Consider the following 12,843-nt stretch of genomic DNA (forward strand, 5'->3'; position numbering starts at 1 on the left):
AGCATGTTCGTCAAGAGATTTTAAGCTGGTAAGCGATTAGTCAACTAATTCGATACAATTGATTTGCTGCTTTAAACGAATGATCCGACGATAAGCATTTTCTATACGTTGCTGTTCTATTTTTTGCTCAAAAATCAAACGTTCAATGACCTCTATCAATTCTGGTGCCGTAATTTTTGCCAATTGATTCGCAAAAATCAGCATATCTGCTCCGGCATTGATTGTCAGACATAAAGCATCTTCAAGTGAATAATAATCTGTAATTGCATGCATTTGTAAATCATCTGCAATGATTACTCCATCATAGCCTATAGTCTCACGCAACACGCCTGTTAAAATTTCGTGAGATAAAGTTGCAGGTAGCCCCTGGTTATCTAACTGTTTATTCACTACATGCGCTGTCATAATCATAATTGGTCTATAAATATCGCGCACTAATTGATAATATGGAATCAACTCTTCTTTATGGAACGTTTTTGTAACATCGACACATCCTTTATGAGTATCGCCAATCGCACTACCATGACCTGGGAAATGTTTGTAACAACATGCAATACCATGATGATAAAAAACATCAACAAATTTTTTGGCTAAATGAATTACATCATTATGATTCGCTGAAAAACTACGTTGTAAACTTCCAATAATTCCTTGCTCGTTTTGTAAATCTAAATCAATAACTGGAGCAAAATTAAGATTGAAACCCAAAGACTTCAATGTAAATGCCATTTGAGTTAACTCAGCCTGCAACGCCTCGGGCGATAATTGTGCCATATTATGTGCACTCATAGTCGGCATACATCCTTCAACGTGAGACAATCGATCTATGGATCCTCCTTCATAATCTATGGCAATTAATAAAGGCGAACCATTATTTTTATAATTTATTTCTGCAGAATAATGATTGAGTTGATGTGTTAATCGTTTGATTTGTGTCTGATTTTTTAAATTTTTACCATATATACCCGTAGAAGCATCTTGATCAAATAACAAAACGCCGCCTAATCCATCTGTGGAAAGCCACTCAGCTACTGGACTTTTGTCATGAAGGTCACAGCCATCAAATCCCATAACCAACATTTGACCAATTTTATTTCTAAGAGTAATCATCAGTTGCTCCGTCAACAAAACAAGGAAAAATCTTGATGTTGTAACGAGAATCATATACAAAGATAAAAATTAATGCCATTTATATCTTTTTGGGAGGTATTGCCGGAATATCACTAAAATCACAACTGCAATTACCTGACCCCTTAGGAGGAAGAGGAACGAGTGAGAAATCATTCGCAAAACAAACAGTTACGTTCCAAGCTGAATCACCAGGATTTATTGTATTAGGTAAAGACCAATAATTTTTAGCAATATAAGTTTTCCCTTCGTCATTTTGCCAAAAAACTGGAGAAAACTGGGCTCGATACATTAATTTCTGGCCTGGTTCGCAAGAGAAAGTCTGGCGTGTCCAGGATTTCTTAGCAGGCACAGTAACTGTTGTTAAAACTTTGGCAGTTACAGCGTCCATTACATTTACAGATACCTCATAATCGGCCCAACAATTATCTTTAACTAAAGTGTAATAACACGTCATAGCAGCCCAAAGAGAATTTGATAAAACCAGGCTGAGAATGAAAATAAAAGTTTTTACTAACATGATTCCATCCTTTTATTTAGAGTGTAACAACAATTTGTTTTGCTTCAAAGCAGACATCATTAAAATGTATCTGAACCGTCTTTAGAGTCTATTTATTCATAGTATATACAATATCAATCATTAAGTTATAAATTTAGGCCAAGAGGTTGATTTTATTATCCGACCTGTATAAGCTTGCCCAAGTTGGAGAGATGGCCGAGCGGTCGAAGGCGCACGCCTGGAAAGTGTGTATACGGCAACGTATCGAGGGTTCGAATCCCTCTCTCTCCGCCAAGTTTGATAAATGGCAGTTAAATCATGACTGAAGGTAATAGATCAGGCTCCCATGTGAATATTTACTCGAACGGTTGGATTTAAGCACATACGACTGAAGCACCTGCCGTTTTTTATGTTTAATATTCCATAGGTGCTTTTGCAATGATGGAACTGAAATCCTTATTTGTGGGCATGCAAGAGATTATGAACAATTCATTTAGGGATATGGCATATGAAATTAATTATAATAGGAATTTTATTATCATTTAATGCAATCGCTGGTGATTATTTCCCTAAACTGACATCACAAGATCAGCCATGGTCTGTTACTGCAAGCGCTGGTGCAGGTAATTATCAGATATCACCAAGAGACAAAAGTGTTCCAATAGGACGATTAGCACTGGCCAATGAAATGATGCTTGCAGGAAATATTGCTTTGGGCTTGGAATTAGGACTGCAAACGGGTACTCACATAAAACTGAATATACCCCGGGAAACTTTTGAGGCTTTTAAAAAATGGATTCCCCTGCAAACTACCCTTGCTCCTACCTTGGATTTATTAATAACCAGTAAAAGTGATCCTCTGGGTAATAGTTCTTTTTTTGCCCAACTAAAAGGTGGGCTTGCCTACAGGCATTGGCGGGATAACCGTGTTCCTCTGAACGATATTTCTCAATTAGCAGGTGAAGTACAGGCAGGATTTGGTTATCCAATCACCGCATTAGCCAACCTAAGCTTACTATATCAAGGGATATTCAGCGGTAATGGACCAAATTTTCATTTGGATACCTATTCTAAAAGAGAGCAATTATCTAACATTCCTACGTTACATGCCGTGCTCTTGGGATTATCGGTTAACCTATAATTCATCGCTGCTCATCTAGGAGCTGTTTGCATTTTTAATATCTTGGTTTTTTGTACCTTTATGCTCACATGCATGGTGTATTCTGCGCTTCACTCGAAGTATATTAGGCTATAATGTAATCAAAATGGATCTACTTCTCTATTGAGTTGCAGGGAGTATTATCATGAAAGAACAACATTATGCCTATAAAATAACTCATGGCACATCAGGCATGAATTGCCCTCATTCTACCTTGGAAAAAGATAGGATGGTGGATTTATTAAAAGAAATAGAAAGCCAGCATAATGAAGGAATATTTTGGATATTTAAACAATTTGGCGATCAACCTCAAGAACCGTTGTGCATCATCGACTGCTCAAAAAAACGAATTTACTTTCATTATTCCGGCGAAGTTGAAGACTTAAAGAATGCTATAGCCAATCTAAGCCATTAACTTGCCGTCTCAAAATGAACTATGTAATATTTTTAAATCAAAAATAATTATTATTTGATCATTTTGATCTCATTTATCACATGAAAGCTCTGGACAAATGATCTTTTTTTGGTCAACATTTCACTCAACTTTTATTTCCACACAACGAGAATATTTATGTCTTTAAAAACCAAAATAATTATTATAAGTTCCATCATTTTTAGCCTATTACCCTGTGCTTACGCTGCCTCAGCAGCAAAGCATGTTGACAGTGATACTGCCATGCAAAATGCTGTTTTATTCTATATAAACGAATACAGACAGAAACATGGCTTATCCAAGCTTACAATGGACAACCATATGGTAATTCAAGCCAGACAACACTCCCAGGATATGGCCAATCATCGCATGCCTTTTGGTCATCAAGACTTTGGAAAGCGTATTGCTAAACTGCGCTCACAAATTAAAAATACTGGAGGTGCGGCAGAGAACGTTGCATACAACTACAAAACAGCTCAAATTGTAGTCAGTCAATGGGTTAAAAGTCCGGGGCATAGAAGAAATATTGTAGGAAATTATAATCTGACAGGGATAGGTATCGCCCGCGATAAACAAGGTAAACTCTATTACACCCAAATTTTCCTACAAACAGGCAAGAGTCCCCGAAGTTACACTGCAAGAAGACCTTACGTCGGCGTTCCCTTCTTTGGTATTAAAAGACAGGGTTAAACAAGAGAATTAAAAATTCGTAGCCTGGGTGAAACGAAGTAGAACCCGGGTTTCGCTACGCTGCACCCAGGCTACATCATTAATAGTGTCTAATAACTATTGTTTCATCCGCATCCCGCTCATTTTTCTCATCAATTCAATGAGCTGGATATTCTTTTTTCAACTTTAACGAAATCTTTGCAAAAAACCACGGAAATTATATGGCATTAGCACCAAGACTGGCCTATCATAGAATCATAGACAGTACACATTGTTCAGCCAACATTATTACTGTAGGAGCCAGATTGAGAGTGCGGTGAGCATGCTTAGCATTGTACTAAGAAGCCTAAAAACACTCCGGAGGAGTCCACCTTGGTAAAAAGGACTGTACTCAATCTTACTGTCTATCCGGATTCCATAAAAGGGGCGTATTAAATAATACGCCCCTTTTTTATTGACACTCATACATAGTCTGAACTACCCAGAATTCTATAATCATTCCTTGCCTATCCAGCTGTTTTTTTTATATATAACCGCTATAATCAAATAGTTAAACCCAAGTTAGGGTCTGTTTACATTTCTACTATCTTTGACCCAAACTAGCGAAATGTAAACAGACCCTAGTATTATAATTAAATATATGGTTACAAAACGGACATTCACTCAAATGGATATTTTATTAGTTTTTCTTGTTCTGTTCTTTTTTAGCATATCTTTGGGGCTAATCAGGTTCTATGATTATTTATCAAGGAGTGAATCATGAGCTTGTATTTATGCTGTGGAATAATTGCTTTCGGCTTATTAATTTTTTTGTTAGTTGTATTATTCAAACCCGAATTGTTCTAAGCCGTGGATTTTTAATTTAATGGGAAATGGACCCCTATGACAAAACCTGGTTTCCTGCAAATTGCATTTTATCTATTCTTTTTATTGCTCCTTGTAAAACCGTTGGGTTGGTACATGGCACGCGTATATCAAGACCGTCCCTGTTTTTTAAACACTTTGTTAAAGCCTTTTGAGCATCTAATCTATAGACTCTGCGGTATTCGTGCTCAAGAGGAAATGGGATGGAAAACCTATTTATCGAGCATGCTCTTCATTAATTTAGCAGGGTTATTGGTCGTTTATCTCGTGCAACGCATCCAATTTTATCTACCACTAAATCCTCAAAAATTTGTTTCTCCTTCTCCTGAACTTGCAATTAATGCCGCTACAAGCTTTGCCACCAATACCAATTGGCAGGCTTATAGTGGCGAAGCAACAATGAGTTATTTCACACAAATGTTTGCCCTGACAGTACAAAACTTTCTTTCAGCAGCGACAGGTATGTCTTTATTAATTGCAATAATACGAGGCCTCGTAAAACATGAAAGTAACAGTCTAGGGAATTTCTGGGTAGATACTGTTCGCGGTATACTCTATATCCTATTGCCTTTGTCATTGATTTTGGCACTCATTTTGTGCTCTCAAGGTGTCATTCAGAATTTTAAGCCCTATCAAAAAATTAATTTGCCTCACCCATTTACCTACCAGAAACCTACCACCGATGTAACAGGCCAAACGGTATTAGATAACCAAGGAAATTCTAATACAACCTCGGTAAGTGTAACAGAACAAATCATTCCGATGGGACCTGCAGCGTCACAAATTGCCATTAAACAACTAGGTACTAATGGGGGTGGTTTTTTTAATGTCAATTCTTCCCACCCATTTGAAAATCCTACTCCACTCACCAATTTTTTGGAAATGGTAGCGCTCTTACTTATTCCGGCAGCTTTTTGTTTTACGTTTGGCGCCATGGCTCGTGATAAAAGACAAGGATGGGCACTATTAATCGCCATGTCCATTCTGTTTGTTCCATGTTTAATACTCGACACGATAGTCGAACAAAAAGGAAATCCTGCATTTCAACACATGGGAATAGATACTACAGCTCAATCTGAGCTTTATCCCGCAGGGAACATGGAAGGCAAAGAGACTCGTTTTGGCATTATCAATTCAGCAATTTGGGCAACAGCTACAACCGCATCCTCTAATGGTTCAGTCAACTCCATGCTTGATTCATTCACTCCTTTTGGCGGTTTAGTACCTTTATGGATGATGCATTTAAATGAAGTGAGCTTTGGTGGCGTTGGTTCCGGATTATACGGCATGTTGATGTTCGTTATTCTTACTGTGTTTGTTGCGGGACTTATGGTCGGCAGAACGCCTGAATATCTGGGTAAAAAAATCGAACCTTATGAAATGAAAATGGCATCCATTTCTGTTTTAATTATGCCCTTAATTGTACTCATCACTACTGCCTATGCTTCAGTAACAGATATGGGCATAAGCTCCATAGCTAATCCCGGCGCTCATGGTTTTACAGAAATTCTCTATGCGTTTACTTCGATGGGAAATAATAATGGCAGTTCTTTTGCCGGTTTAAATGCCAATACCCCCTTTTATAGTATCGTTGGTGGCATGCTGATGTTAATTAGCCGATATTGGCTCGCTATTCCCGCCCTGGCAATTGCTGGCTCACTCGCTAAGAAAAAAAGGATTCCCAACAGTTTAGGCACATTAGCGACTCATACACCTCTTTTTATTACTTTATTAGTCTGTATTGTCATCATTCTTGGTGCCTTGTCCTTTTTACCAGCCCTTGCTCTTGGTCCTATTGTGGAGCATTTGATGCTTTGGGGGAAATATGGATTCTAAATCACACTCTATTTGGGATTTCGGTATTATCAAAAGTGCGTTACTCGATGCATTGTTTAAATTGACACCCCATGTACAAATAAAAAATCCCGTAATGTTTACTGTATATGTAAGCTCAATTATCACGACAGTTCTTTTTATAAAAGCACTTCTAGGAGATGGGGAAGCACCACCTTTTTTTATTCTTGCTATTAGTTTATGGCTTTGGTTTACACTCTTGTTCGCCAATTTTGCGGAAGCAATGGCGGAGGGTCGTGGCAAAGCACAGGCTCAGGAGTTACGGCGAGCACGCCAGGAAATTCAGGCTAAAAAATTAGCAAAAGCATCTAAAAGTTCAAAATTCACTATTATTCCATCAGTGCAATTACGTACTGGGGATCTGGTATTAGTTGAAGCAGGTGATTTCATTCCCAGTGATGGCGAAGTTATTGAAGGAATTGCTTCAGTGAATGAAAGTGCTATAACCGGGGAAAGTGCGCCAGTAATTCGTGAAAGTGGCGGAGACCGTAGTTCAGTAACCGGAGGCACGCAAGTGCTTTCTGATTGGATTATCATTCGTATCACCTCCGATCCGGGTGAAACATTTCTGGATCGAATGATTGCCTTAGTCGAAGGGGCGAAAAGACAAAAAACACCTAATGAACTTGCATTGACTATTTTACTTGCTGCTTTAACCATCGTGTTTTTAGTGGTTTGCAGTACCTTACTTCCATTTTCAATTTACAGTGTATCAGTATCTAAAACGGGTTCCGTCATTTCAATCACAGTACTTGTGGCTCTCTTTGTTTGTTTGGCTCCAACAACTATTGCTGGGCTACTTTCTGCAATTGGTATTTCTGGTATGGACCGAATGATTCAAGCGAATGTTATTGCTTTATCTGGCCGTGCGGTTGAGGCTGCAGGTGATATCGACGTTTTATTGCTTGATAAAACAGGAACAATTACTTTAGGTAACCGACAAGCAACAGAATTTATTCCCGCGGAAGGAGTCGATATTACAGATTTAGCTGATGCAGCTCAATTAGCTTCTCTAGCTGATGAAACTCCAGAAGGTCGAAGTATTGTTATCCTTGCTAAGAAAAAATATAAATTACGTGGCAGAGCTCTTGCTCCATTGAACGCAACATTTATTCCGTTTACAGCACAAACACGTATGAGTGGAGCAAATCTCGGCACCCGGCAAATTCGTAAAGGTTCAGATACAGCGATTGAAGAATACATCAATCAATTAGGGGGCAGCGTTCCTGAAAATGTGAAAGCCAATGTTGAAATTATTTCACGTCAAGGTGGAACAGCCTTGGTGGTTGCTGAAGGTCCCAAAGTTTTGGGCATCATTCGACTTAAAGACGTCATTAAAGGAGGAATTCGTGAACGTTTTGCGCAGTTACGACAAATGGGTATTAAAACCATCATGGTAACGGGCGATAATCCCCTCACTGCAGCTTCAATTGCTGGTGAAGCAGGAGTGGATGATTTTCTTGCCAATGCAAAACCCGAAGATAAACTGAATTTAATTCGCGATCTGCAAGCGAAAGGCCATTTAGTGGCGATGACTGGTGATGGAACCAATGATGCACCTGCGCTTGCTCAAGCGGATGTCGCTGTTGCAATGAATTCAGGAACACAAGCAGCAAAAGAAGCAGGTAATTTGGTGGATCTGGATTCAAATCCAACTAAATTGATTGAAGTCGTGGAAATAGGTAAGCAGTTACTTATGACACGTGGAGCCCTGACGACTTTTAGTCTTGCCAATGACATAGCTAAATATTTTGCCATTTTACCCGCCGCATTTGGGACGACTTATCCCGTACTGAATATACTCAATATCATGCACCTCTCAACACCACAAACTGCAGTGCTTTCCACTGTAATTTTTAATGCGGTGATTATTGTTCTTCTTATTCCTTTAGCGTTACACGGAGTTAAATACCGACGCCTTCCTGCAGCACAGCTTCTGCGAAATAATGTGCTTATCTATGGGTTAGGTGGGTTAGTCGTACCTTTTATTGGCATCAAAATGATTGATATGCTTTTAACTACATTGGGTTTAACAGGATAATAAATGGTTATAGAAGCTCTAAAACAAATAAAAACTGCTTTAATGGTTCTACTCATTTTTTCCCTACTAACAGGTTTAATCTATCCTGCTGTCGTCACCGCATTAGCCCAAGTATTTTTCCCTTATCAAGCAAATGGTAGTTTGTTGCAGCGTGACGGAATACTCATTGGCTCCGCATTAATTGGACAACACTTTGACACACCCAACTACTTTTGGGGACGACCTTCTGCCACTACTCCATTTCCTTATAATGCCGCCAGTTCTTCAGGATCAAATATGGGGCCTTCTAATCCAGAATTTTTGGCAATTGTAAAAAAACGCGTTAATCGCTTGCAACAGTATGATTTAGACAATCCAAATAAAAGAAGCAAGCAATTAATTCCAGTCGACTTAGTTACTGCATCTGCCAGTGGATTGGATCCTGAGATAAGTCCACTGGCAGCTTATTATCAGATACCTCGTATCGCCAAAGCACGTCATATCTCGGAACAAAAAATTCAAGAATTAGTGAATCAGCTCATAAAAAAACGCACCTTACACCTTTTGGGGGAACCACGAATTAATGTATTGGAGCTTAATTTAGCTTTGGATCATTTAAGGACTACTCAATGACTGACAAACGCCCCGATCCTAATGCACTATTAAAACAGGTCATCGAAGAAGAAAAACAACAACAACGCGGCAAACTCAAAATTTACCTTGGCGCTGCTCCAGGAGTAGGAAAAACTTATTCCATGCTTCATGAAGCAATGGGAGAGCAGGCAAAGGGATTGGACATCGTAGTAGGCATCGTAGAGTCTCATGGACGCATCGAAATCGAAGAAATACTTAAAAATTTCGTAGTCTTACCTAAAATAACGATTGATTATCACGGTAAAAAACTACAAGAATTTGATCTCGATGCTTCTTTAAAAAGAAACCCAGGGTTAATTCTCATCGATGAAATGGCACATACCAATGTGAGTGGCGTACGGCATAAAAAACGCTGGCAAGACATTAAAGAACTGCTCGATTGCGGAATTGATGTATATACCACACTCAATGTTCAACATATAGATAGCCTCAATGACGATGTCTCACAAATCATTCATGCTCCTGTTCAGGAAACTGTTCCAGACTTCATGGTAGAGAGAGCTAATACCATAGTGTTAGTCGACTTAGCTCCAGAAGATTTGTTAAAACGTCTGGCTGAAGGCAAAGTCTATGTTCCCCAACAGGCGCGGCTTGCTGCCGAGTTTTATTTTCGCAAAGGCAATTTAATGGCCTTACGCGAACTGGCATTACGGACTCTGGCAAAACAGGTTAATACACAAGTGCTTTTATACAGGCAAGGTCAAGGTATTAGACACATCTGGCCCATAACGGAAAAAATATTGGTTTGCGTTGGTCCAGGTCCTGAATCACATAAATTGATCAGAGCAGCCAAAAGAATGGCTACCAGTTTGCAAGTAGATTGGATTGCTGTATATGTGGATTCTACGCGCACCCAATTATCCACAACACAACGTAACCAGGCCATAAAAAATTTATTTTTTGCAGAACAATTGGGGGCTGAAACGCATATTTTGATGGGTTATGACCTTGTTAAAGAAATTATCAATTTTTCCCGTGAGCAAAATATCACCCTCATTATGATCTGTAAACGAATTCGCCATCGCTGGAGAAATTTTTTCTTTCGCAGCCTCGCAGATGAGGTTTTGCGCTTTAGTGATGAAATTGATGTTTATACCATGACCGAAGTAACAAAAAAATCAAGAAAAAAATCGCTTACCAAACCAATGACGCCTTGGCTTCATTATTTTTTATCAACCTGTATTGTAGCAATCACTACACTTATTAATTATTTAATATATCCTTTAGTTAATGAAAGTAGTTTAATCCTGGTTTATTTAATAGGAATAATTTCTATTGCCACCTTAGGACGCCCAGGTCCTGCAATTTCGGGAATTATTCTGAGCATTTTGACGTATGATTATTTATTTATCCCCCCCTACTACAGTTTTTTCATGGAAAATTCAGATTATTTCCTCACTTTAGTTATGATGTTCATTTTAGCGCTCGTTATCTGCCAATTAACTTTAGTGACTCGCCGCCAGTCAGAGATTGCGCGTCTTGCAGAATATCAAACATCCGCTTTGTACACATTAAGTCGAAGATTATCCAGAACACGTGGAATAGTCAGATTACTGCGAACAGGAATCAATTTTATTTCGGAAATTTTTCACTGCGAAGTTACCGCCTTATTACCAAAAAATGGACGTCTTGTTGTTCGTGCACGAGCAAAATCACATGCAGAATTGGATGAAAAGGAATACAGTATCGCTCAATGGGTATTTGAATTAGGGCAAAAAGCAGGATTAGGAACTGATACCCTCTCGTTTTCTAATGCACTGTTTATTCCATTACTTGGTGCGCGCGGGACCGTGGGTGTTTTAAGAGTACTCTCCTCTAAAAATAATGATTTCATAACACCTGAAAAAATACAGCTGTTGGAATCGTGTGCCAATCAAATTGCCTTGGCGTTAGAGGTAGATAGTCTGCAGGAAGAATCTAATAAGTTAAATAATTCTCATTCATAAACATAATAATGTAATTGTAGCCTGGGTGCAGCGCAGCGGAACCCGGGTTAAGATAAGCTTCATGTTTCCCGGGTTTCGCTGCGCTGCACCCAGGCTACAATTTCTACTCATCTTATTAAATGTCATCCTTAGTCTGGAAAATCAATCTAAATTACAATAGGATAATGAATATTTAGGTGAAAAGGATTTACCCATGATGATTGCAACGTTACTGGCACCAGACAATGAAACCCGAGTAGCCATTACTCCAAACTCAGCAAAGCACTTTATAAAATCAGGGTTTGAAGTTGCCATAGAAAAAGATGCCGGCCTTGCTGCAGGTTTCAAAGATCAAAATTACGAAGAAGTCGGTGTTTCTATTCATGATAAAAAAAGTATCCTGAGAAAAGCTAATCTTCTTTTTTGTATTAATGAACCTGATCCCAAAGATCTAGAAGGCTTATCCCAGGGCGCCCTGGTCATAGGCCACATAGATAATGATCCAGAAAGTAAACTCATCACTTGGTGCAAAGAAAAACAAATTACACTGCTCTCAATGAACCTTATACCCCGCATCAGCCGTGCTCAAAGCATGGATAGCCTATCTTCACAGGCAAACTTGGCGGGTTATAGGGCTGTTCTAGAGGCATGCTCTCAATTCCAACGAGCCATTCCGATGATGATGACGGCAGCAGGAATGATTCAGCCAGCTAAGGTGCTTGTTCTTGGTGCAGGAGTTGCTGGTTTGCAAGCCATAGCAACAGCCAAACGTTTAGGGGCGGTAGTTTATGCATTCGACGTACGACGGGCAGCGAAAGAACAAGTTGAAAGTTTAGGCGCAGAATTTATTGAAGTGAGTCAGGATCAAGACAGCGAAACTAAAGGTGGTTACGCTTCGGAAATGAGTGAAGAATATAAAAAACTTCAAGCAGAACTTATAGATCAATACGCTAAATTAGCAGACATTGTCATTTCAACAGCATTAATTCCAGGTAGAAAAGCACCTGTTTTAGTGTATAAAAAAACCGTAGACCAAATGAAACCCGGATCAGTTGTCGTTGATCTTGCGACTTCCCGCGGGGGAAATTGCGAAGTCAGCATACTTAATAAAACCATAAAACATGGAGAAGTGACGGTTATCGGTTTAAGTAATATGGCGGGGCTGGTTCCAGCTACTGCAAGTGAACTGTATGCTAATAATCTAGTACATCTTATTAATTTGCTAGCACCCCAACCTCCAGAAATCACATTAAACCCCAGTGATGAAATCATTCAGCAAGCGGTGCTGTGTCATCAAAATCAATATCTACCGTTTCAGGCAACAAAGGAGACACAAAGTGCATGAGATTAACACTCTAGGTAATCCCTACATTACCATACTCACTATTTTTGTTTTGGCCTGCTTTGTGGGATATTATGTCGTGTGGAAGGTTACCCCAGCACTACATACTCCATTAATGTCAGTCACCAACGCAATATCCAGTATTATTGTTTTAGGGGCACTTATAGCTGCAGGAAGCCAGTTCACAGGAAAAATCACCTGGATAGGTGGTTTAGCAATATTTATTACGTCGATTAATATTTTTGGTGGATTTGTTGTAACTCAACGTATGTTACGTATGTATAAAAAATAGTTAC

12 protein-coding genes and 1 tRNA gene are annotated in these 12,843 nt (G+C 39.1%); 11 read left to right on the forward strand and 2 right to left on the reverse strand.

What is annotated here, in order from left to right:
* Nucleotides 1–36: 36 nt before the first annotated feature.
* Complete coding sequence (locus tag Lani_RS18625; protein ID WP_019234392.1) at nt 37–1,110, reverse strand: glycoside hydrolase family 3 N-terminal domain-containing protein; 1,074 nt, start codon at nt 1,108–1,110, stop codon at nt 37–39.
* A 79-nt stretch (nt 1,111–1,189) separates the two neighbouring features.
* Nucleotides 1,190–1,648, reverse strand: a complete 459-nt coding sequence (locus Lani_RS18630; protein ID WP_019234391.1) for a hypothetical protein — start codon at nt 1,646–1,648, stop codon at nt 1,190–1,192.
* Nucleotides 1,649–1,833: 185 nt separating this feature from the next.
* Here Lani_RS18630 and Lani_RS18635 point away from each other — a divergent pair.
* The 11 genes from Lani_RS18635 to Lani_RS18680 all read left to right on the forward strand — a co-directional run bounded on the left by Lani_RS18635 (nt 1,834) and on the right by Lani_RS18680 (nt 12,839).
* Nucleotides 1,834–1,921 (forward strand) — tRNA-Ser (locus Lani_RS18635).
* A 214-nt stretch (nt 1,922–2,135) separates the two neighbouring features.
* Entirely contained in the window at nt 2,136–2,768 is a 633-nt protein-coding gene (locus Lani_RS18640) for a hypothetical protein (protein WP_019234390.1), read from the forward strand.
* A gap of 163 nt (nt 2,769–2,931) precedes the next feature.
* Nucleotides 2,932–3,201 (forward strand): hypothetical protein, encoded by a 270-nt coding sequence (locus tag Lani_RS18645; RefSeq protein ID WP_019234389.1) that lies wholly within the window; start codon nt 2,932–2,934, stop codon nt 3,199–3,201.
* 156 nt (nt 3,202–3,357) lie between these two features.
* Nucleotides 3,358–3,909, forward strand: coding sequence for a CAP domain-containing protein (locus Lani_RS18650; protein ID WP_019234388.1), 552 nt, complete (start codon nt 3,358–3,360; stop codon nt 3,907–3,909).
* 738 nt (nt 3,910–4,647) lie between these two features.
* Nucleotides 4,648–4,734, forward strand: a complete 87-nt coding sequence (locus Lani_RS21250; RefSeq protein ID WP_081595186.1) for a potassium-transporting ATPase subunit F — start codon at nt 4,648–4,650, stop codon at nt 4,732–4,734.
* A 36-nt stretch (nt 4,735–4,770) separates the two neighbouring features.
* Nucleotides 4,771–6,588: a potassium-transporting ATPase subunit KdpA gene (kdpA, locus tag Lani_RS18655; protein WP_019234387.1), complete on the forward strand. Its 1,818-nt coding sequence runs from the start codon at nt 4,771–4,773 to the stop codon at nt 6,586–6,588.
* Nucleotides 6,578–8,647, forward strand: coding sequence for a potassium-transporting ATPase subunit KdpB (gene kdpB, locus Lani_RS18660; RefSeq protein WP_019234386.1), 2,070 nt, complete (start codon nt 6,578–6,580; stop codon nt 8,645–8,647). Before kdpA ends, kdpB begins: the two co-directional genes overlap by 11 nt.
* 3 nt (nt 8,648–8,650) lie before the next feature.
* On the forward strand, nt 8,651–9,259 hold the full coding sequence (gene kdpC / locus Lani_RS18665) for a potassium-transporting ATPase subunit KdpC (RefSeq protein ID WP_019234385.1): 609 nt from the start codon (nt 8,651–8,653) through the stop codon (nt 9,257–9,259).
* Nucleotides 9,256–11,226 carry a DUF4118 domain-containing protein gene (locus Lani_RS18670; RefSeq protein WP_058388747.1) on the forward strand — a complete coding sequence of 657 codons (1,971 nt, stop codon included), beginning with the start codon at nt 9,256–9,258 and terminating at the stop codon, nt 11,224–11,226. The genes kdpC and Lani_RS18670 overlap by 4 nt, the downstream gene beginning before the upstream one ends.
* Before the next feature lie 193 nt (nt 11,227–11,419).
* Nucleotides 11,420–12,550, forward strand: coding sequence for a Re/Si-specific NAD(P)(+) transhydrogenase subunit alpha (locus Lani_RS18675; protein WP_019234384.1), 1,131 nt, complete (start codon nt 11,420–11,422; stop codon nt 12,548–12,550).
* Entirely contained in the window at nt 12,543–12,839 is a 297-nt protein-coding gene (locus Lani_RS18680) for a proton-translocating transhydrogenase family protein (RefSeq protein ID WP_019234383.1), read from the forward strand. The genes Lani_RS18675 and Lani_RS18680 overlap by 8 nt, the downstream gene beginning before the upstream one ends.
* The last annotated feature ends 4 nt before the right edge of the window (nt 12,840–12,843 follow it).

The organism is Legionella anisa, from assembly GCF_001467525.1.
In the GTDB taxonomy this organism is placed as follows: domain Bacteria; phylum Pseudomonadota; class Gammaproteobacteria; order Legionellales; family Legionellaceae; genus Legionella; species Legionella anisa.

Coding starts and splice junctions, on each gene's coding strand:
- Lani_RS18625 (WP_019234392.1), bottom strand. CDS start 1,110: ATGATTACTCTTAGAAATAAAATTGGTCAAATGTTGGTTATGGGATTT.
- Lani_RS18630 (WP_019234391.1), bottom strand. CDS start 1,648: ATGTTAGTAAAAACTTTTATTTTCATTCTCAGCCTGGTTTTATCAAAT.
- Lani_RS18640 (WP_019234390.1), top strand. CDS start 2,136: ATGAAATTAATTATAATAGGAATTTTATTATCATTTAATGCAATCGCT.
- Lani_RS18645 (WP_019234389.1), top strand. CDS start 2,932: ATGAAAGAACAACATTATGCCTATAAAATAACTCATGGCACATCAGGC.
- Lani_RS18650 (WP_019234388.1), top strand. CDS start 3,358: ATGTCTTTAAAAACCAAAATAATTATTATAAGTTCCATCATTTTTAGC.
- Lani_RS21250 (WP_081595186.1), top strand. CDS start 4,648: ATGAGCTTGTATTTATGCTGTGGAATAATTGCTTTCGGCTTATTAATT.
- kdpA (WP_019234387.1), top strand. CDS start 4,771: ATGACAAAACCTGGTTTCCTGCAAATTGCATTTTATCTATTCTTTTTA.
- kdpB (WP_019234386.1), top strand. CDS start 6,578: ATGGATTCTAAATCACACTCTATTTGGGATTTCGGTATTATCAAAAGT.
- kdpC (WP_019234385.1), top strand. CDS start 8,651: ATGGTTATAGAAGCTCTAAAACAAATAAAAACTGCTTTAATGGTTCTA.
- Lani_RS18670 (WP_058388747.1), top strand. CDS start 9,256: ATGACTGACAAACGCCCCGATCCTAATGCACTATTAAAACAGGTCATC.
- Lani_RS18675 (WP_019234384.1), top strand. CDS start 11,420: ATGATGATTGCAACGTTACTGGCACCAGACAATGAAACCCGAGTAGCC.